We start from the raw sequence: 20,220 nt of genomic DNA, 5'->3' as shown, positions 1-20,220 counted from the left end.
ACATCAAACTAGATATATCCTAGAAAAATAAAAATAATCATAATGAAACAGTCGCGACAAGAACGCCTGATACTGAACACGCTTAGAATTAATTTAATTTTTAAAAATTTATTGCTTGTTATAACTGCAGTTATAGGAAATTTCTTATCTTGCTTCAAAAGCGTTGCTATTTTTATTATTTCCTCCCTATACCAACCAGACTGGACTTTAGCGAATCTAGCCAAACCTGATCGCCACGAAACATTTGCCCCCACAACATTTTCTTGATGCTGCCTATACAATACGTTTGCTTCTTCATCGATATGCCAGTGCCAGCCTATCGATCTAGCATGTGCATAAATGAACCAGTCATGTAGAGAAACTAACTTTACAGCTTCCCAACCATCCGTCACAAATCCTCTTAGCTCTAAAAAGTATCTATGAGTCATGACATAGGTACATCCAGGCCCAGCCGCCTCAAATAAATGGTCCCACTTCTTCAGAGGCTGAGATTTCACAATCCGCTTTTGGCTTCCATCTTGCCAAAACGCAATAACATTGCTCGAATATAAAAGGTTCTCGGTTTTATCCAGTATTTGGCTTGCGCGGCTAAGCTTGTTCGGCAGCCAGATATCGTCCTGGTCAGCGAGCGCAAAATAATCAAATCTATCCGCTTCGACATCCCGGACTAATCTAAAGAAATTTTTTGCTGCACCCCCGGGCAAGGATTTCAATGGGAGTATTCGAATACAAGGATGGAGCTTGGCAAGCCCATTAACTAATAAAACAGTATTATCCGAAGATTCGTCTATACTGATGAATAATGTAACTCTTACTTCAACTTGATCCAGTATGGACTTAACCTGCTCCTCAATCCATGCACTGCCATTCCAAGCAGCCATTAATATGGCAAACCGAGGATAATCTGGTTGCTCAGGTATATTTCTATGAGATTCGAAATGCAAGCTTGACACCATCTATTATTCCCTTTACCCCATAGCCCATATAGCTAAAAAATTTCCCTCTTATTGTTACTCCCAGAAATAGCTGACTTGCAATATTCTTGGCTACTTCCCTTATAGCCAAAAGAAATGGTACATGTGGCAAGCCAAGCATAGCTATCGAATTTCTTATTCTGAAGTATCGGCGCTCGGGGGAATGTATAGGAAAACTGAGGCCGCACCAAGAAAAATTTCTATCACCTATAGAGTGCTCTAGATATAAAGTTGGCAAGACTTTAAGCTGATATCCTTTATGCCTTGCCCGCAGACACCATTCCGTATCCACATAGTCTATAAAAAAATCGGAGCGCATTCCGCCAATATCTTCGATAATCGACCTGGGTATCAGTGAACCCGTTGAGATTAAAAAACTCACCTCTACCGGTTTATCATCCCGGCACGGGAAAAGATGGGTTACCTTACCGGAACAGTGCATCTGGATTACAGGATATTTCTTTCTTGTCCTGGAATCGAAACACATCGGGGCCACTACAACAGACTGGCCTTTTCTAAAAAACTCTTCCTGTGCCTCAATCAACCCAGCTACCACGCCCCGAGTAACTACGCTATCCTGATCGAAAAAAATAATTGCATCTGCCCCTTCCTCAAGTGCAATTTCTATCCCTGCATTTTGAGCCGCTGCCAAGCCTAAATTTTCATTTAAAGATAGCAGCGTTGATTCACGACTAATTTTTGCTTTTTCCTCATAACCCAAGCTAGCATTGTCCACTACAACTATCTTTTCGCAGCAGCTGCTTAGTTCTAAGATAGAATCATGAAGCAAATTCACACTGGGTTTATAGGTCACTATTATTGCATATACCCTCAAACCCTATACCTATCTATTCACGAGGCTGCTTGTTCCAGCGATTATTCGAAAAGAAATTTTATATTTAAAGCTGCCCCTTACCTGGAACAATAATATAAAAATAATGCGTTAAGCCCAGTGCTTTCCAGGTTGACGCTTGCACTTTAAGTAATAACATCTTTTAGCACAGACCGATCCTGTCGATATTGAAGACCTTGGATCTATGTAGCGCTACGCTTTTTAGCGCTGAAAGTGCCACTAAAAGAGATACGCTGCAACTGTCAATTTTTTGCGCTAATGCTCTGATCCTCAAGGACACTAAAGTGCCGTCTAGCTTTTACATGAAGTGCCTCGCCGGTCTACTTTCCGATTCAGGATGATCGACGTCTGGGTCTGCTTGACCCCGTCGAGGTTGCCGATGCGGTCGAGCAGCTCGTCGAGCTTTTCATGGGTGGTGCAGCGCAGGAAGGCCAGATAGTCGAACTGACCGCTGACCGAGGAGACTTCCTCGACCTCAACCATCTTTTCCAGGGCGCGGATGACGCCGGCGGTGCTGCGCGGCAGGACGCTGATGGCGCAATAGGCGCGTACGGCAGCCTGTTCCAGTTCGGAGCCCAGGCGCAGGCCGTAGCCCTGGATGATGCCGTCGCGCTCCAGGCGCGCCAGGCGGGTAACCACGGTGGTGCGCGCCAGGCCCAGCTGGCGGGCCAGGGTGGCGTTGGAGGCGCGGGCGTTCTGTTGCAGCAGGTGGATGAGCTGCCAGTCGGTCGGATCGAGTTTGGTGAACATCAGGCTGCCTGCCAGGGGCGGACGTCGGGGGCAGAGGCCACCGACGCGGAAGCCGACATTCTAGGCGGGGCGACCGAGGGCAGCCAGGGCAGCTGTCAGGGATTCGCGCTGCTGGCGTTCGTACAGCGCCATCTCGTCGAGCACCGGCGCACCCAGGGCCGCTTCGAAGGCCGCACGATTGCCGCCGCTCTGGTATTCCTGCTGCCCACCGGCGCCTAGGTTGGACTGGAAGATGCCCGCGGCGCTGACCGGCAGGAAGTCTTCGTAGGTGATGGGATCGGCGATGAGCTGGCCGGCGGCGATCAGGGTTTCGGTATCCGTGGTCTCGACGCCTGAGCCAGTGCCCTGGGCGGCACGATAGCGGAACCAGGCCAGGCCCTGACGGCGCAGTTCGTCCCAGTTGTCGGGCAGTGCCTGGAACACCTCGGCCAGTACGGTCGCATAGTCGCTGCCTGCCGTTTTGCTGCGCTGGCGGACCTCTTGCAGCAGCTCGTCGTAGCGTTGGCGACCGGCCGGCGTGAGGGCGATGCCGCGCTGCTCGATCTCGCCGAAGCGCGCCGTGTGCGAGCCCTGGACCTCGCCCTGGAACAGGATGGGTTCCTCCAGGGCCTTGAAGCTGGTCTGGCGCAGCAGGATGGGGCACTGGCGGCGGGGCGGGCCCTCGATGGTTTCCTTGGGCGCGATGCCGCGGGCGGGCATGCGAGCCTGGACGGCATCGATGTCGAGGGTGCGCGGCGTCAGGTGATTGATGTGCGGGCCCTTGAAGCAGACCACGTCGGCGATCAGCCGGTGGGCATCGTGCAGGCGCCCGTAGAGGCCAGCATCAACGTTGGCCTCGCGGTGCCAGCGAAAGGTCTCCAGCGCCTCTTGCACGAAGGCATCGGCCTCCGCGTCGGTGAGACCGCCCTGGGCCTCGGCGCGCTCGATCAGCTCCAGCGCGCCCGGGGTGAAGATGCGGCGCTCGTTCAAGACCTTTTCAGCCAGCTGGCGCAGCTCGGCGTCCTCGATCAGCTCCAGGCGCAGCAGCGAGGTGAAGACGCGAAAGGGATTGGCCTGCAGGGCCGCCGGCTCGACCGGGCGGAAGGCGGTGGAATGCACCGGGACACCCGCCACGCTGAGGTCGTAGTAGCCGACCGGCTGCATGCCCATCACGGCGAACAGGCGGCGCAGGGTGGCCAACTCGTCGGCCGTGCCGACACGGATGGCGCCATGGCGCTCCAGATCCAGGCGCTCCGCGGAATCCTGGGAGAAACCCGGCTGCCCGGCATTCACCTCGGCGACCAGCTCCAGCAGGGTGCCGTATTGCGGTACCTCCTGGCGGTACATCACCGACATGGCCTGGGAAAAGCGGGTACGGATCAGGTCCGGGGAAAGCAGCGACGCGGCGGTCATGGGAGCGGCTCCTGGCTCAGGCTAGGCGTCGATTTCGACACGCCCCCGCGCGCTGCTCAAGCGATCTTTGCTCATCGGATCATTCCCCGGGGGAATGGGTGGAAGCCCTAGTGATCCTTGTGCTGGGTCTTTGGCTTCTTGACGTGATCGGCGCCGGTATCGCTACCCGAACCGCCGCTGGAGCCGTTGTCGGCCGCGCCCACACCGGTGCTGGGCGCCTTTTCCATGCCATGGGTGCTGGTGGGATCGGGACGCGCGGGGGTAGCGGGAGGATTGGTCGGGCTGGTCTGGGCCAGGACCGCGCTGGACAGGCCGAGGCCCAGGATCAAGGTGGGAAGCAGCAGGGACTTGCGCATGGGAGGACTCCTCTGGACGGATTCACTCCCGTTTAGGCACCTCCCGCGCGAGGAGGTGCCGCGCCGCGGGTCAGCTGCCGCTGGTGCTGGCCTTGTGGGCTTTCTTGTGCGCCACCTTCTTGTGGTGGGTGGTAGCCTGCTTGCCGGTCTTGGCAGGGCTGCTGGTGGTAGCCGCGGGCGGCGTAGCAGGATCGGTCGGCGCCGTCTGGGCGAAGGCGGCAGAGGTGGCCAGGAGGCCGGCGAGGGTCAGGCCGAGGGTGGTGCTTTTCATGGAAGTCACTCCTTCGGTGGCTGATTGCAGTGTCAGTTAGCCGGCTTTCGCCGGGCAAAACCGTGTCCTCTTCCACAGCTAGGGCCATTGGTAACAAGATATTTCAGCCGACTGCCAAGGCGTTAACAGTCTGCCGACCCCTTCGCCAGGGTCCCAGCTTGGGCATAATGCCGGGACGCCCCCTACCGTTGCCGCGCATGCCCAAGAGCCCTCACCTTCCCAAGCGCCCTCGCTGGAGCAGCCTGCTGCTGCTGGCCCTCGGCCTGACGCTGCTGCTGATTCCGCTACGCTATGCGGCCCAGCATTTCTACGAGGCGCAATTGGCCGAGCAGAACGGCCAGACCCTGGACCTCTATGTCGCCAACCTGCTCGGCACCCTGAGGCGCTACGAGGTGCTGCCCGACCTGCTGGGCGACCTGCCGGTGCTGCGCAACGCCCTGGCGCGCCAGGGTGACGGCAGCGCCCAGGACGCTGCCAGCCAGATGCTGGAAGACATCCGGCAGCGTACCGGGGCGGACGTCATCTACCTGATGCAGGGTGACGGCACCTGCCTGGCCAGCTCCAACTATCGCCAGCCAGACAGCTTCGTCGGTCGCGACTTCTCCTTCCGGCCCTATTACAAGGCGGCCATGCAGGGGCAACCGGGTCGGTTCTTCGGCCTCGGTACCACGTCGAGCAAGCGCGGCTACTATTTCGCCGCCGCAGTGCGCGACGGCGAGCGCGCCACCGGCGTGGTGGTGGTCAAGGTCGATCTGGACAGCGCGGAAAGGCTCTGGGGCAACGCCCCCGAGCAGTTGCTGGTCACCGACGACCTCGGCGTGGTCATCCTCACCTCCCACGACGCCTGGCGCTTTCGCGCGACCCATCCGCTGGACGAGCGCCAGCGCGAGCAGGTAAATGCCAATCGCCCCTACCCCACCACCAATCCCGCGCCCCTGACGCTGGTACCCAGCGACTGGCTGACCCAGACCCGCAATCTCGACGAGGTGGGCTGGACCGCGCAGATCCTGGCACCGCGGGAGATGGTCGAGCGCCAGGTACGCAGTGCCCTTTACGTGGGGGCCGCGACCCTGCTGGCGTTGCTCCTGCTGCTGGTGGTCATGACCCTGCGGCGGCGGCACTTCATCGAGCGCCTGGCGCTGGATGCCCGGGCCAAGCGCGACCTAGAGCTGAACGTGGAGGAACGCACCCGTGACCTGCAGACGCTCAACGCGCGCCTGCAGCAGGAGGTGCACGACCGCGAACAGGCCCAGCGCGAACTCATGCGCGCCCAGGACGAAGCCGTGCAGGCCGGCAAGCTGTCGGCCCTGGGGACCATGTCCGCCAGCATCAGTCACGAACTCAACCAGCCCCTGGCGGCCATCCGCAGCTACACGGAAAACGCCGTCGTGCTGCTCGATCACGATCGGCTGGACGATGCCCGTGGCAACCTCAAGCTGATCGGCGAGCTGACCACGCGGATGGCCAACATCATCGCCCACCTCAAGGCCTATGCCCGCGGCGCCCGCCGCGCGCCGGAAAGCGTGGTCTTGCAGGGCGCCCTGGAGGACGCCCTGGCCATGGTCGCCGCGCGCCGCCGCGCCATGCAGGTGGAGCTGATCCGCGACCTGCCCGATGCGCCCCTGTGGGTGCAGGCCGGTGAGACCCGGCTGCGACAGATCATCAGCAACCTGCTGAGCAATGCTCTCGACGCCCTGGCGGAAAAGACCAGCACCCGCAGGCTATGGCTGACCACCAGCCTCGATGAGCGCGGCGTGACCCTGATCCTGAGAGACAATGGACCGGGGTTTTCCAGCGAAGCCCTGGCCCGTGCCCACGAACCCTTCTTCACCACCAAGGCCACCGCCCAGGGGCTCGGCCTGGGCCTGGCGATCTGCGATAACCTGTTGCGGACCCTGGGTGGCCACCTGCACCTGTCCAACCACGCCGACGGCGGGGCCGAGGTACGCCTCTACCTGCAGCACGGCAAGCCGGGAGTCGCCTCGGTGCCCCAGGAAGAAGTCCGCGGATGACCGCCAAGCCCCTCTACCTTAGGTCTTTGTCATGAGTGCCCTGCCCCCCTTCGATCCCGCCAGCCAGATCCTGCTGATCGACGACGACGCCCACCTGCGCCTGGCGCTGAGCCAGACCCTGGACCTGGCCGGCTTCAAGGTGACGGCCCTGGCTGACGCCCGCGAGCTGGAGATGGCCGCGGTGCGCGATTGGCCCGGCGTGGTGGTCAGTGACATCCGCATGCCCGGCATCGACGGCCTGGAGCTGCTGGCCCAGTTGCATCAGCGCGACGCCGAGTTGCCGGTGGTGCTGATCACCGGCCATGGCGACGTGCCCCTGGCGGTGCAGGCCATGCGCGCCGGCGCCTATGACTTCCTGGAAAAGCCCTTCGCCAACGACGCCCTGATCGACAGCGTGCGGCGTGCGCTGGGGGCTCGCCATCTGGTCCTGGAAAACCGCAGCCTGCGCCTGGCCCTGGCCGAGCGCCATGAACTGCAGACCCGGCTGATCGGCCAGACCCCGGGCATGGCCCGGCTGCGCGATCAGATCGGCGCCCTGGCGGCCACCCAGGCCGATGTGCTGATCCATGGCGAAACCGGTGCCGGCAAGGAAGTGGTCGCCCGCGCCCTGCACGACCTGTCGAATCGCCGCGACGGCCCCTTCGTCGCCATCAACGCCGGCGCCCTGGCCGAATCCGTAGTGGAAAGCGAACTCTTCGGTCACGAACAGGGCGCCTTCACCGGCGCCCAGAAGCGCCGCATCGGCAAGTTCGAATACGCCAGCGGTGGCACCCTCTTTCTCGACGAGATCGAGAGCATGAGCCTGGACGTCCAGGTCAAGCTGCTGCGCCTGCTGCAGGAACGCAAGGTCGAACGCCTTGGCTCCAACCAGCAGATCCCGCTGGATATCCGGGTGGTCGCCGCCACCAAGGAAGACCTGCGCCAGGCCGCCGACCAGGGCCGTTTCCGCGCCGACCTCTATTACCGGCTCAATGTCGCCACCTTGCGCATCCCCGCCCTGCGCGAGCGCAGCGAAGACATCCTGCCGCTGTTCCACCACTTCGCCCGGGCCGCCGCCGAGCGCCATGGCACCCCGGGGCGCGAGCCCGATGCCGAGCAGCGCGCGGCCCTGATCGCCCACAGCTGGCCCGGCAACGTGCGGGAATTGCAGAACGCCGCCGAGCGCTTCGCCTTGGGCCTGGACCTGGCGCTGGACAGCAGTGCCTTCGCGCCCCTGGCACCGATGAGCGCCGCCCCCGTGGCCGCCTCGGCAGCGGTCGTCGCGGCGCCGTCCTCGGCCGGCCTGGCCGCCGGGCTGGGCGAGCAGGTCGAGGCCTTCGAGCGCGACCTCATCCAGCGTGAACTGGCCCGACCCCATGCCTCCCTGCGCAGTCTCGCCGAGGCCCTGGGCCTGCCACGCAAGACGCTGTCCGACAAGCTGCGCAAGCACGACCTGCAATTCACCGGCGGCGCGGCGGACGAAGGCGACTAGGCCAAGGTCGGCTGGTCGCGCGTAGTCAGGAGTGGCAGAGTGCGGGAATCAGGCGTCGTGCAACAGGCGTCGTGTAACAGGCGTTCGCGCAAGGAGATCCTCTTGACCTCGCTCATGCTCGAAGAAGCCGCCGCCAGCGGTGCGGCGGTCACTCGCCAACTGGCGACCATCGACCAGGCCCTGGCGGCTCTGGCCGACGACCTCAGAGCCCAGCCGCCGCAGCTCGCCCTGACCGTGGCCCGCGGCAGCTCGGACCACGCCGCCAGCTATTTCGCCTACCTGGCCATGGCCCACCTCGGCCTGCCGGTGCTGTCCCTGCCGCCCTCGCTGGTGACCCTGCGCCAGGCACCGCTGCGCGTCGAAGGCCAACTCGCCCTGGGCTTTTCCCAGTCCGAGCGCAGTCCCGATCTGATCGAGACCCTCAGCGCGCTGGATCGCTATGGCGCCCGCACCGCCGCCCTGGTCAACGAGATCGATTCCCCCCTGGCGCTGGCCTGTCGCCACGCCATCGGAGTGCAGGCCGGTCCTGAACGCAGCGTCGCGGCTACCAAGAGCTTCATCGCTACCCTGGCCGCCGCCGCTCGCCTGATCGCCCATTGGCAGCAGGACGAGACACTGCTCGCCGCCGGCGTGGCCCTGCCGGAAGCCCTGGACCGGGCAGCCGAACTGAGCTGGGCGCCCGCGCTGCCGGTACTGCGCGACGCCGAGCGCTGCATGGTGGTCGGCCGTGGTCCCGGCTTCGCCATTGCCCAGGAAGCCGCACTCAAGCTCAAGGAAACCTCGGCGCTGCAGGGCGAGGCCTTCAGCGGCGCGGAATTGCAGCATGGGCCTCTGGCGCTCGTGGAGCGCGGCTATCCGCTGTTGATCTTCGCCCTGCGCGGGCCCGAGCAGCCCGGTCTGTTGCAGCTGGCGCGAGATCTGCGCGGACGCGGTGCCCGGGTGCTGCTGGCGGCCCCGGACGACGTTGCCGAGCGCGATCTGCCGCTCGCCGTCGCTGGCCACCCGGACCTGGACGGCCTGCTGGCGATCCAGAGTTTCTACCGCATGGCCGCGCTGCTGGCCGAGGCGCGTGGCCAGGACCCGGACCAGCCCCGCCATCTGCGCAAGGTCACCCTCACCCGCTAAGCCGCACCCCTTCACCCAGGCGTCCCAGGACGGGACGCCCACGCCCTCCCGACCCTACCCCACCCTTGGAGCTAGCTCTTTCGATCTAGTCGATGGGTGCCCGTCGGGCAACAATCTGCCAAGCGGTCCACAGAGCCGGTAAGTCGCTGGAAATCGGTCACTTTTTTCTTGTCGCTCCCGGCGATTTGTCTCAGCGTTCGCGCAACGGATGATGAGGCAGCACATATGGACATGAGCACGATACCTGCGAACAAGGTCCGCCTGACGACGGGAAACGTCCTCCTGGCGGAACTGCTCAAACCCTTTCTGGAAGAACGCCACGGCATCGAGCTGGGCTGTGCCCGCGAGCTGGATGAGGCGGGGGACGCAAGCCTGGTGCTGGTCGATCTCGGCAGCGTGCCCGAGGCGCCGCTCGAACGCTGGCTGGCCAGCCTGCCCGCGGCGGTCACCGTGGCCTTTCTCAACGCCAGCGTCGAACAGGCGCTGCCCTGGGTCGAGCGCTTTCCCGCCATCCAGGGCGTGTTCGCGCCCCAGGCTAGCCGGGAGCAACTGCTGCAAGGACTGGGCGCGCTGCTGGCCGGCGAGGACTGGCTGCCCCGCGCCGTCCTGGCCCACCTGCTGCGCCGTTCCCGCGAGCGACCCAGTCTTGCCGCCGACGGCCTGACCCGCCGCGAGCGCGAGATCCTGCGGCTGGTCGGCCGGGGACTCTCCAACGCCGCCATCGGCCAGGCGCTGTGCCTGAGCACCCACACGGTCAAGAGCCACATGCACAACCTGCTCCGCAAGACCGGCGCCGCCAATCGCGCCGAGGCGGCGCTGCGCTTCCATACCGGGCAGGACCTGCCGGGATGAAGGCGGTCTGGCTGCTGTTCGGCCTGCTGCTGGCCGGACCGCTGCGAGCCGAAGGCGATCTGATCCAGGGACTGCTGGTGGACAACACCATCTCCCGCTTCGGCCACGACTTCTATCGCCACTTTTCCGATCGCCTGACCGATACCACCGACCTGGACTTCAACCTGGTGGTGCGCGAACGGCCTTCGGCGCGCTGGGGCAGCCTGGTCTGGGTCGAGTACGAGCAGCGGCTGCTCTATCGCCAGTTCATTCCGCCGAACAACAGCGAACTCAAGGATGCGGCCTACGCCGCCGCGGATCAGGTTCACGAGGGCATCACCCGGCGCCGCCTGGAAAACCTGCTGCAGGACACTTTCGACATGGATAAGGACGAATTATGAACGCGCACGCCTGGAAGGTCCTGCCCCTGTTCTGGACCCTGGGAATCGCCTCGGCCGCGGCGACCGAGCTGGTCTACTCGCCGGTGAATCCGTCCTTTGGCGGCAATCCGCTCAATGGCACCTACCTGCTGAACAACGCCACCGCCCAGGATCGCCACAAGGATCCGGACCTGCGCAGCAGCGCCAACAGCCAGTCGGCGCTGGAGCGCTTCACCAGCCAGCTGGAATCGCGGCTGCTGTCCCAGGTGCTGACCGACATCAAGGATGGCAACTCGGGCACGCTGTCCACCGACCAGTTCATCGTCAACATCGTCGACGACTCCGGCAACCTCACCGTGCAGATCACCGACCGCGGTACCGGGGAGATTTCGGAAATCTCTGTCAACGGCTTCAACCAACCCTGAGCACGGACGCCACCCATGAACGCCTTTTCCCTGGCGGCGGCCCTGACCGCTGCTCTCGTCCTGACCGGCTGCGTACGCGACCCCATGCCCGCCGAGCAGAATGCCGCCCCGACCCTGACGCCGCGCGCCTCCACCTACTACGACCTGCTGGCGCTGCCGCCGCCCAAGGGACCGCTGGTGGCCGCCGTCTACGGCTTCCGCGATCAGACCGGACAGTACAAGCCCAACCCGGCCAGCTCCTTTTCCACCGCCGTGACCCAGGGCGCCGGCAGCATGCTGGTGGACGCCCTGCAGGCCAGCGGCTGGTTCGTGGTGCTCGAACGCGAGGGGCTGCAGAACCTGCTGACCGAGCGCAAGATCATCCGCGCCACCCAGAACAAGCCGGATCTGCCGGAAAACCTGCAGCAGGCGCTGCCGTCGCTGCAGGCGGCCAACCTGCTGCTGGAAGGCGGCGTGGTGGCCTATGACACCAATGTGCGCAGCGGCGGCGAGGGAGCCCGCTACCTGGGCATCGGCCTGTCCGAGGAGTACCGGGTGGATCAGGTCACGGTCAATCTGCGCGCCATCGATACCCGCAGCGGCCGGGTGCTGGCCAATGTCATGACCTCCAAGACCATCTATTCCATCGGTCGCCAGGCCGGCGTCTTCAAGTTCATCGAATTCAAGAAGCTGCTGGAAGCCGAGTCCGGCTACACCACCAACGAGCCGGCGCAGCTGTGCGTGCTCTCGGCCATCGAGGCGGCCGTCGCCCATCTGGTCGCCCAGGGCGTCGAGCGGCGGCTATGGCTGGTGGCGGACGGACGCGATCCCCGTGACCCGGCCCTGACCAAATACCTGGAGCCGACCCGGCGCTAGGGATTAAGCCGCCGCCCCCCGGGGTTTCGCTCCCTGGAGCGATAGCGATGGGCCAGGCGGCTCCGGACAATGCCGGACGGAGAATTCAGGCAATGACGGTGATAGAGATGCGCAGCCTACCCCGCGGCCTGGCCGTGATCCTCACCCTGGCACTCGGCCTGACGGCTACGGCCTCGGCCGCCGATCTCATGGAAACCGGCGATCTGGGTCAGGCGCCGGCGGCCCAGCACGACGCCGCCATCCGCCAACTCGGCGTGAACAACCGGGCGCTCATCGACCAGCGTGGCACTGCGCTACGGGGCCAGATCGTCCAGAGCGGCGCGGCCCAGGAGGCCACGATCCTGCAGGACGGCTCCGAGCTGAGCGCGGTCATCCTGCAAGGCGGCTACGGCAACGTCGCGCGTATCGAGCAGGTCGGCAGTGGCAATCAGGCGGACATCCTCCAGCTCGGCGTCCAGGGCAACGCCCGCATCGAACAACACGGCTCGGGCCTGTCCAGCCGCATCGTCCAGTACGGAAGCAACCAGAACACGGTGGTACGGCAGTACCGCTGATGACCCTCATGGAGATCAGACAGATGTTTCTACTCAGGCCCCTGGCCGCCCTGACGCTGGCCCTCGTCGCCGGTAACGCCCTCGCCGAGAACAGCACCGCCACCGTCCAGCAGAATGGCAACAGCGGCACCATCACCCTGGACCAGAGCGGCGCCGGCAACAGCGCCGCCCTCTATCAGCTGCAGGGTGAAAGCAACGAGATCAATGTGGTCCAGACCGGCGCCAGCAGTGCGACCATCACCCAGGGCGGCGATATCTACGGCTATGCCCAGGGCAACGTGGCGACCCTGCGCCAGGAAGGCGGCAGCAGCGTCCATACCCTGACCCAGGACGGCTTCGGCAACCAGGCCACGGTCACCTCGGTGGGCAGCAACAGCGGTACCCTGGTCCAGTCGGCCTCCAGCGCCCAACTGACCCTGGACCAGAATGGCGACAACAACCAGGTGCGGGTCGACCAGAGCGGCGACGGCGCCGTGGCCACCCTCACCCAGCTCGGCAGCGACAACCGCATGGAGCTGACCCAGATCGGCTATCCCGGCGGCACTGCCGAGCTGACCCAGCGGGGTCAGGGCAATAGCATCACGGCCTCGTCGTCCGGCAAGTTCAACGAGCTGGCCTTTACCCAGGATGGCAATCGCAACGAACTGAAGGTCGACCAGTCGGGCCGTGGCAACCACACCACCGGCAGCTCCACGGGCGACGACAACCTGGCCACCTTCAACGTCCAGGGCGACAGCAACACCACCAGCATCGTGCAGAACGGCAATGGCAACGAGGCACGCCTCGACACTACCAGCGCCTACAGCACGGCCACCATCGACCAGGTCGGCAACAGCAACCACGCGAGCATTCTGCAGACCTCGGCCAACTTCAACAGCTACAACGACAGCGCGCGGATCTCGCAGAACGGCTTCGGCAACAACGCCACCATCAACCAGCGGTGAACCGCGCTACCTGGCTGCTGCCGGTCCTCCTGCCGCTGGCGGGAGGCGCCGCTGCCAGCGCCAAGTTGGAGCTGCAAGCCCAGGGAGATGGCGCTCGGGTCCAGCTGTGCTTCGCCCACGAGGGCACGCCGCTCCGCTATGAGCTGGTCGTCGAGCTGCATGGACCCGCTGGCGTCGCCCGTACCCGGCAAGCGGGTGAAGCCGAGGGCGACAGCTGTCCGCTGGCCAATCGCCTGGGCGCGGCGCCAGGCAGCCTGATCCGCGCGACCCTGACCTGGCAACGCCAAGGGCAGGCGCAGCCGGTCATCGAGCGGCGGCTGCAGCTGTAGCGAGCGGCCAGCCGACAGGTTCCACGTGGAACCCGGCTTACAGGGTCAGCGGCAATTCCAGCAGGGTCTGCTGGCGCGCCGCCAGGCGCTGCTGGAATTCGGCCGGGTCGTGAATCAGCACGTCCTGACCGGCGAAGGCCTGGGCGGCGATCAACCGGGACAGCCAGAAACGCACGCAGGCGACCCGCAGGAGCACCGGCCACAGTTCGGCTTCACGGGGCGTGAAATGGCGGTCGGCGGCATAGGCTGCCAGCAGCGCCCGGGCGCGTGGCAGGTCCAGCGCGCCATCGTCGGTGGAGCACCAGTCGTTCACCGTGATGGCGAGGTCATAGAGCATCCAGCCGGAACTGGCGTTGTAGAAGTCGATGACGCCCGACAGCTGCGGACCATCGAACATCACATTGTCGCGGAACAGATCGCCGTGCAGGTTGGCCTCGGGCAACGGCGGCTGCTCGGCCAGCAGGCTGCGGATTTCCCCCAGGGTGCGCTCAAGCAGCGGCTGGGCCGTGGCGTCCAGGCTCGGCGCCAGGCGCTCGCCTTCGGCCAGCATCCAGGCCAGGCCACGGTCACTGGCGCGCTCGATGCGCCGCTCGCCTGCGGTGGCCCGGTGCAGATGCCCCAGCAGGTGGCCGACTTCGCTGCAGTGATGGGGATTGGGCGCACGCTCGTGACGACCGGCCAGGCGCGGCTGCAGCAGCGCCGGCTTGCCCGCCAGCTGGCGCAGGGCCTGACCATCCTGGGTACGCACCGCATAGGGCACCGGCAGGTCGGCGTCGTGGAGGACGTCGAGCAGCTCGATGAAGAACGGCATTTCTGCCACCGGGCCGCGCTCCACCAGGGTCAGGACGAATTCGCCGCCTTCCAGGCTGATGAAGTAGTTGGTGTTTTCCGAGCCCTCGGCGATGCCCCGGAAATCCCGCAGCCGACCCAGGCCATAGGGCGCGAGAAAGGCTTCGAGGGTGGGACGATCGAGGGGCGTGAAGACGGACATGACGGGGCCTGGCGGGAGAGTGTGCGAGCGGCGCGCAGTTTACCGGTCCAGGCGCCCTGCGCCTACCAGCTGAACAGTCGCCAGCTGGGGACGTGCAGGGTCGGCTTGTCGTTGGCGGCGGTGCTGCTGCCATCGGCGGGTACCAGCTCGTAGGGTGCGCCGTGCTTGGGGATGACCCGGGTGGACTGCAGCACGCCGCGGATCCGCGTCTCCTCGATGGTCTGGTCGCCGGCCTGGTAGCGGATCACCTTGATCTCGTCAGGCAGGGGCTTTTCCCCCGGCGGCAGCGGTTCCGCAGCCTGCACCAGCGGGGCCAGCAGCAACGCGGCGAAGAGGAAGCGACGAGCACCCATGGTAACCTTTGACCTTTTGAACGGAGCGAGTGGTCGATTCTAGGCTCTGTACGAAAAGTCGTCGAGCGAAGGTCAGGCGAGGCGAAAAAGACTGAGGAAGCGGAGTTTACGAGTGGTAAATGAGCATTCCGAAGGCTTTTTCAACGAAGCATCACCGAGCGCAGACACCTTTCGTACAGAGCCTAGAACCCGGTTTTGCAGTCGTCGAGACTAGCCGGACAGACGCCGCACACGCCACGACAAAGGTCTAGACCATGAGCCACGCCCCTCTCGTCCTGGTGGACGGTTCCTCCTATCTGTATCGCGCCTTCCATGCCCTGCCGCCGCTGATGACTTCCACCGGCAAGCCGACCGGCGCGGTGAAGGGCGTGCTCAACATGCTGCTCTCGCTGCGCCGCCAGTATCCGGACAGCCTCTTCGCGGTGGTCTTCGACGCCAAAGGGCCGACCTTCCGCGACGCCCTCTTCGCCGACTACAAGGCCCAGCGCCCGGCCATGCCCGATGACCTGCGCGGCCAGGTCGAGCCGCTGCACGCCTGCATCCGCGCCCTGGGCTTGCCGCTGCTAGCCATCGAAGGGGTGGAGGCCGACGACGTCATCGGCACCCTCGCCCGTCATTGCGCCAGCGCCGAGCGCCCGGTGGTGATCTCCACCGGCGACAAGGACATGGCCCAGCTGGTCTGCCCCTATGTCACCCTGGTCAACACCATGAGTGGCAGCGTGCTGGACGTGGAAGGGGTCAAGACCAAGTTCGGCGTGGGCCCCGAGCTGATCATCGACTACCTGGCGCTGATGGGCGACAAGATCGACAACATCCCCGGGGTGCCGGGGGTGGGCGAGAAGACCGCCGCCGGCCTGCTCAATGGCATCGGTGGTGGCCTGGATACCCTCTATGCCAACCTCGACGCCGTGGCCGCCCTGCCCCTGCGCGGCGCCAAGTCGCTGGCCGCCAAGCTGGACCAGCATCGCGAGCAGGCCTACCTGTCCTACCAGCTGGCCACCATCAAGCTGGACGTGCCGCTGGAGCTGACCTTCGACGAGCTCAAAGTCGGCGAGCCCCATGTGGAAGCCCTGATGGCGCTCTACCAGGAGCTGGAATTCAAGTCCTGGCTGGACGACCTGATCCGCGACACCAAGCGGCAGGGCGCCCCCCTGCCGCTGGCCGAGGATGCCGCCACCACCCAGGTGGAAACCCACTATGACACCGTGCTGGAACAGGCCGACTTCGACGCCTGGCTGGCGCGGCTGCAGGCCGCCGACTGCTTCGCCTTCGACACCGAGACCACCAGCATCGACGCCCAGCGCGCCGAGCTGGTAGGGCTATCCTTTGCCGTGGCGCCGGGCCAGGCCGCCTATGTGCCCCTGGCCCACAGCTACATGGGCGCGCCGACCCAGCTCGCGCTGGAGCCGGTGCTGGCAGCGCTCAAGCCGCTGCTGGAGGACCCGGCCAAGCTCAAGGTCATGCAGCACGGCAAGTACGACCTCAATGTGCTGACCCGCTACGGCATCACGATCCAGGGCATCGCCTTCGACACCATGCTCGAATCCTATGTGCTGGATGCCACCGCCACCCGTCACGACATGGACAGCCTGGCGCTCAAGTATCTGGGCCACAGCACCATCCGTTTCGAGGACATCGCCGGCAAGGGCGCCAAGCAGCTGACCTTCGACCAGATCGCCATCGAGCAGGCCGGGCCCTATGCCGCCGAGGATGCCGACGTCACCCTACGCCTGCACGAGACCCTCTGGCCCAAGCTGGAAGCCATCCCCGGCCTGGCTGGGGTGCTGCGCGACATCGAGATGCCGCTGGTGCCGGCACTGGCGCGCATCGAGCGCAACGGCGCCCTGGTGGATTCGGCGCTGCTCGGGGTGCAGAGCCGCGAACTGGGCGAGAAGATGATCGCCCTGGAAAAGGAGGCCTATGGGCTTGCCGGCCAGGAATTCAACCTGGGTTCGCCCAAGCAGCTGGGCGAGATCCTCTTCGTCAAGCTGGGCCTGCCGGTGGTCAGCAAGACCGCCTCCGGCCAGCCCTCCACCGCCGAGGCGGTGTTGCAGGAACTGGCCGACCAGGATTTCCCGCTGCCCAAGGTGCTGATGCAGTACCGGCAGATGAGCAAGCTCAAGAGCACCTACACCGACAAGCTGCCGCAGCAGATCAATCCGCGTACCGGCCGTATCCACACCAGCTACCACCAGGCGGTCACGGCCACCGGCCGGCTGTCTTCCAGCGACCCGAATCTGCAGAACATTCCGATCCGTACCGCCGAGGGCCGGCGCATCCGCCAGGCCTTTGTCGCGCCAAAAGGCTATCGCCTGCTGGCGGCGGACTATTCGCAGATCGAACTGCGCATCATGGCCCACCTGGCCCAGGACGAAGGCCTGCTGCACGCCTTCCAGAACGACCTGGACGTGCACCGCGCCACTGCCGCCGAGGTGATGGGCGTGCCCCTGGAAGAGGTCAGCAACGAGGATCGCCGCCGCGCCAAGGCCATCAACTTCGGCCTGATCTATGGCATGAGTGCCTTCGGCCTGGCCAAGCAGATCGGCGTCGGCCGGGCCGAGGCCCAGGCCTATATCGATCGTTATTTCCAGCGCTATCCCGGCGTGCTGGCCTACATGGAACGCACCCGCGCCCAGGTGGTGGACCAGGGCTACGTGGAAACCCTCTACGGTCGCCGGCTGTACCTGCCGGACATCCACTCCAAGAACCAGGGCCTGCGTCGCGCGGCCGAGCGGGCGGCGATCAACGCGCCCATGCAGGGCACCGCGGCGGACATCATCAAACGCGCCATGATCGCGGTGGACGCCTGGCTGCAGTCGACCCCTGAGCTGGACGCCCGGGTGATCCTGCAGGTACACGATGAACTGGTGCTGGAAGTCCGCGAAGACCAGGTGGAGCGCCTGCGCGAAGGCCTGCTACCGCTGATGAGCGGTGCCGGCGAGCTGGACGTGCCGCTGCTGGTGGAGTCAGGGGTGGGTGGCAATTGGGATGAGGCGCACTGACGGTCGCCTGGCTGAGCTTGATCGCGGCCACGGGCCGCTCCTACAGCGGTTCGAAGTACCTGTGGGAGCGACCGCATCGGCGGATGCCCATGGCCGCGATATAGGCACCGTAGTGTGGAAAACGGCGCAGCCTTTTCCACCTTAGGCTTAGGTGCCGGGGTTTCCCTCACCCCAGCCCTCTCCCAGAGGGAGAGGGGGTAGTTCGGAGCGCGACCTTGGCACCGTAGCCACATAGCGTGGAAAACGGCGCAGCCTTTTCCACCTGAAACTCAGGTGCGAAGGGCGCCCTCTCCCCGAGGGAGAGCGAGGTAAAGCTTCAGCGTACTACCCCTTCCTCGCGCAACACCTTGAAGATGGCGGCTGCTGCCGCTTCCGGGGTCAGGTCCTTGAGGACCTGGCCGCCATCGCCCGAGGCCTTGGCCGTGGCGGCCTTGAAGCGGTCGGCGGCGGTCTTGGCCTTGATCACCTTGAGACGCTTGGGGCGGGCCTTGGCAGGCTGCAGTTCGCCGCTTGCGAACAGGCTGTCCTGTACCACCTCGGTGGTCTCCACCTGCAGCTCGCCACGGCGGGCGGGGCCGAAGGCGCTCTGGCGGGGCGAGGGCGCGGCGCTGTCGACGCTGGCGACAAAGGGCAGACGCACCCGCAGCCGCCGCCGCTGACCACGCGGCAGGGCCTGGAGCACGGTCGCCTGGCCGCCTTCCACGGCTTCCACCGCGGCGAGGCCGACCACCAGGGGCCAGCCGAGGGTTTCGGCCAGCAGATAGGGCAACAGGCCGGAGCCCTCACCGGTTTCCGCCTGGCTGCCCGTCAGCACCAGGCCGGCACCGACGTCACGCAGGGTATCGCCGAGCGCCGGCAGGGCATCGGCGCCCGCCGGCTGTTCCAGCACGTGCAGAGCCGGCACGCCCATGCCCAGATAGCCGCGCAGGGCCTCTTCGGCGGGGTTACCGGCATGCAGCACGCGCAGACGTTCGCCGACTAGGCGCAGGCCGAGTTCCACCGCGCGGGCATCCTGTTCCGCCCGCCGTGCCCGCCCGGAGGTCGGGTGAGCACCAACGGAGACCAGGGCCACGACATTGACGCCGTCCAGCGACGGCAGCTTCTGCTCAAGCGACATCCTGCAACTCCCCTGCCCGCTGTTGTTCGACCAGCCGCGCCAGGGCGGCCAGGATGGCGTCACCGTTGCCGATCACCGACAGATCGGCACGCTTGACCATGTCACAGCCCGGATTGGTGTTGATGGCGATGACCTTGTCGCAGCTGGCGATGCCCTGCAGGTGCTGCACGGCGCCGGAGATGCCCACGGCCAGATAGACCCTGGCGGTGACCCAGGTACCGGTGGCGCCGACCTGGCGGTTGCGCGGCATATGGCCGTCGTCTACCGCTACCCGCGAGGCGCCCTCGGTGGCACCCAGCAGCGCGGCGGTGCTGTGGAACAGCTCCCAGTCGCGGATGCCATTGCCACCGGAAAGAATGAATTCGGCTTCGCCCAGGGGGATCTGCATGGGATCCACCGCCACCGGGCCGAGATCCTCGATGCGCGACAGGTGCCGGGCGATGTTGCCTTCCAGCTGCACGGGCAGGACTTCGTGACGGGTCTCGCCGACCGGCTCCGCGCACTCCGGCAGGGCCAGGACCAGGCGCGGCAGCGGCTGCTGCAGATCCTGGCGACCGGCACCGGCGCGGCCGGTGACCAGGCCGTCCTTGACCTGCCAGACACGGGTAGCAGGACGCTCGTGCAGGGCCGCGCCGAGGCGCCGACCCAGTTCACCGCCACCACTGCGGCTGTCGGGCAGCAGCCAGTGGCGCGGCTGCAGTTCGTTGTTGACCGCGCGCAGCGCGAGTACCCGCTGTTCGGGGCATAGCCCTGGAATTGCTCGCCTTCCAGATGCAGCAGGCGATCCACCCCGGCGGTGTCGAAGGCGGTTTCCTTGACCTCACCAAAGACCACCGCCAGCACCGCGCCCTCGGCGCCGGCCAGCTGCCGGGCCAGGCCCAGCAGGTCGCGGTCGTGGGCGGTCAGGCGACCGCTGACCAGGTCCGGCACCACGGCGATGTAGAAGGCCGGCTCGGCGATCCGGTGCAGGGGCAGCTGTTCTTCCACGGCCTGGGCAGCGCCACGACGGCCGCCGCCCTGCTGGGCGCCACTACGGTCGATACGCTTGACGCCCTGGGGACCGACGAAGCCGGCGGCAGCGGCGTGGGGATTCTTGCGGACCAGGCCATTGGGGCCCATCCAGCGGCTTTCGGCATCGGCGCTGCTGGCGATACTTGCGTGCAGCGGATGCAGACGGTTGCGCGCGATCCACTCGCGGCGCGGGTCGCGACGAATGATGCTCATGCTGTGCGCTC

At 65.1% G+C, this 20,220-nt stretch carries 20 protein-coding genes and 1 pseudogene; 11 read left to right on the top strand and 10 right to left on the bottom strand.

The genetic code is table 11. From position 1 onward, the window contains the following. Nucleotides 1-8: 8 nt before the first annotated feature. From APT59_RS21995 to APT59_RS00790, 6 genes are all read right to left on the bottom strand, one after another. The gene (locus APT59_RS21995; protein WP_167348547.1) at nt 9-944 is read right to left on the bottom strand and encodes a glycosyltransferase; all 936 of its coding nucleotides are present in this window, start codon (nt 942-944) and stop codon (nt 9-11) included. Further along, the gene (locus tag APT59_RS21990; protein WP_237140633.1) at nt 925-1,770 is read right to left on the bottom strand and encodes a glycosyltransferase family 2 protein; all 846 of its coding nucleotides are present in this window, start codon (nt 1,768-1,770) and stop codon (nt 925-927) included. The genes APT59_RS21995 and APT59_RS21990 overlap by 20 nt, the downstream gene beginning before the upstream one ends. A 348-nt stretch (nt 1,771-2,118) precedes the next feature. Continuing rightward, nucleotides 2,119-2,577: an Lrp/AsnC family transcriptional regulator gene (locus APT59_RS00805; RefSeq protein ID WP_059313117.1), complete on the bottom strand. Its 459-nt coding sequence runs from the start codon at nt 2,575-2,577 to the stop codon at nt 2,119-2,121. A gap of 60 nt (nt 2,578-2,637) precedes the next feature. Beyond that, nucleotides 2,638-3,969: a VOC family protein gene (locus APT59_RS00800; RefSeq protein ID WP_059313116.1), complete on the bottom strand. Its 1,332-nt coding sequence runs from the start codon at nt 3,967-3,969 to the stop codon at nt 2,638-2,640. Between the two features lie 107 nt (nt 3,970-4,076). Beyond that, nucleotides 4,077-4,325, bottom strand: a complete 249-nt coding sequence (locus APT59_RS00795; protein ID WP_059313115.1) for a hypothetical protein — start codon at nt 4,323-4,325, stop codon at nt 4,077-4,079. A gap of 70 nt (nt 4,326-4,395) precedes the next feature. Further along, nucleotides 4,396-4,596: a hypothetical protein gene (locus tag APT59_RS00790; RefSeq protein WP_059313114.1), complete on the bottom strand. Its 201-nt coding sequence runs from the start codon at nt 4,594-4,596 to the stop codon at nt 4,396-4,398. Between the two features lie 197 nt (nt 4,597-4,793). Between APT59_RS00790 and APT59_RS00785 the strand changes: the two genes are divergently transcribed. From APT59_RS00785 to APT59_RS00740, 10 genes are all read left to right on the top strand, one after another. Then, nucleotides 4,794-6,608, top strand: a complete 1,815-nt coding sequence (locus APT59_RS00785) for a sensor histidine kinase (protein WP_059313113.1) — start codon at nt 4,794-4,796, stop codon at nt 6,606-6,608. A gap of 31 nt (nt 6,609-6,639) precedes the next feature. After that, nucleotides 6,640-8,079, top strand: coding sequence for a sigma-54-dependent transcriptional regulator (locus APT59_RS00780; RefSeq protein ID WP_059313112.1), 1,440 nt, complete (start codon nt 6,640-6,642; stop codon nt 8,077-8,079). A 114-nt stretch (nt 8,080-8,193) separates the two neighbouring features. After that, nucleotides 8,194-9,204: an SIS domain-containing protein gene (locus APT59_RS00775; protein ID WP_059316797.1), complete on the top strand. Its 1,011-nt coding sequence runs from the start codon at nt 8,194-8,196 to the stop codon at nt 9,202-9,204. Nucleotides 9,205-9,435: 231 nt separating this feature from the next. Then, a complete protein-coding gene (locus tag APT59_RS00770; RefSeq protein WP_237140558.1) occupies nt 9,436-10,056 on the top strand; it encodes a helix-turn-helix transcriptional regulator in 621 nt (206 codons plus the stop codon). Continuing rightward, the gene (gene csgE / locus APT59_RS00765) at nt 10,053-10,436 is read left to right on the top strand and encodes a curli production assembly/transport protein CsgE (protein ID WP_059313110.1); all 384 of its coding nucleotides are present in this window, start codon (nt 10,053-10,055) and stop codon (nt 10,434-10,436) included. The genes APT59_RS00770 and csgE overlap by 4 nt, the downstream gene beginning before the upstream one ends. After that, nucleotides 10,433-10,840, top strand: coding sequence for a curli assembly protein CsgF (locus APT59_RS00760; RefSeq protein WP_059313109.1), 408 nt, complete (start codon nt 10,433-10,435; stop codon nt 10,838-10,840). The genes csgE and APT59_RS00760 overlap by 4 nt, the downstream gene beginning before the upstream one ends. Nucleotides 10,841-10,855: 15 nt before the next feature. Then, nucleotides 10,856-11,695 (top strand): CsgG/HfaB family protein, encoded by an 840-nt coding sequence (locus tag APT59_RS00755; RefSeq protein ID WP_017641598.1) that lies wholly within the window; start codon nt 10,856-10,858, stop codon nt 11,693-11,695. Between the two features lie 107 nt (nt 11,696-11,802). After that, nucleotides 11,803-12,249, top strand: coding sequence for a curli fiber surface-exposed nucleator CsgB (locus tag APT59_RS00750; protein ID WP_156428915.1), 447 nt, complete (start codon nt 11,803-11,805; stop codon nt 12,247-12,249). Between the two features lie 23 nt (nt 12,250-12,272). Then, entirely contained in the window at nt 12,273-13,193 is a 921-nt protein-coding gene (locus tag APT59_RS00745; protein ID WP_237140557.1) for a hypothetical protein, read from the top strand. Beyond that, nucleotides 13,190-13,522, top strand: coding sequence for a hypothetical protein (locus tag APT59_RS00740; RefSeq protein WP_059313106.1), 333 nt, complete (start codon nt 13,190-13,192; stop codon nt 13,520-13,522). The genes APT59_RS00745 and APT59_RS00740 overlap by 4 nt, the downstream gene beginning before the upstream one ends. Before the next feature lie 37 nt (nt 13,523-13,559). Here APT59_RS00740 and APT59_RS00735 read toward each other — a convergent pair whose 3' ends face one another. Both APT59_RS00735 and APT59_RS00730 read right to left on the bottom strand, forming a co-directional pair. Further along, nucleotides 13,560-14,513, bottom strand: coding sequence for a homoserine kinase (locus APT59_RS00735; RefSeq protein WP_059313105.1), 954 nt, complete (start codon nt 14,511-14,513; stop codon nt 13,560-13,562). 62 nt (nt 14,514-14,575) lie between these two features. Beyond that, nucleotides 14,576-14,866: a DUF2782 domain-containing protein gene (locus APT59_RS00730; RefSeq protein WP_027597317.1), complete on the bottom strand. Its 291-nt coding sequence runs from the start codon at nt 14,864-14,866 to the stop codon at nt 14,576-14,578. A gap of 254 nt (nt 14,867-15,120) precedes the next feature. Here APT59_RS00730 and polA point away from each other — a divergent pair, with 254 nt between their 5' ends. Then, nucleotides 15,121-17,868 carry a DNA polymerase I gene (polA, locus tag APT59_RS00725; protein ID WP_059313104.1) on the top strand — a complete coding sequence of 916 codons (2,748 nt, stop codon included), beginning with the start codon at nt 15,121-15,123 and terminating at the stop codon, nt 17,866-17,868. Nucleotides 17,869-18,184: 316 nt separating this feature from the next. On the opposite strand, the gene APT59_RS00720 is transcribed toward polA, so the two are convergent. Both APT59_RS00720 and APT59_RS00715 read right to left on the bottom strand, forming a co-directional pair. Further along, nucleotides 18,185-18,985, bottom strand: coding sequence for an electron transfer flavoprotein subunit beta (locus APT59_RS00720; RefSeq protein ID WP_059313103.1), 801 nt, complete (start codon nt 18,983-18,985; stop codon nt 18,185-18,187). After that, nucleotides 18,975-20,209 (bottom strand): annotated as a pseudogene (locus APT59_RS00715) (electron transfer flavoprotein subunit alpha/FixB family protein). Before APT59_RS00715 ends, APT59_RS00720 begins: the two are co-directional and overlap by 11 nt. Nucleotides 20,210-20,220 lie beyond the last annotated feature (11 nt).

It is taken from the genome of Pseudomonas oryzihabitans (genome assembly GCF_001518815.1).
Lineage (GTDB): Bacteria > Pseudomonadota > Gammaproteobacteria > Pseudomonadales > Pseudomonadaceae > Chryseomonas > Chryseomonas oryzihabitans_E.
This window is presented reverse-complemented; position numbering and strand designations above follow the sequence as displayed.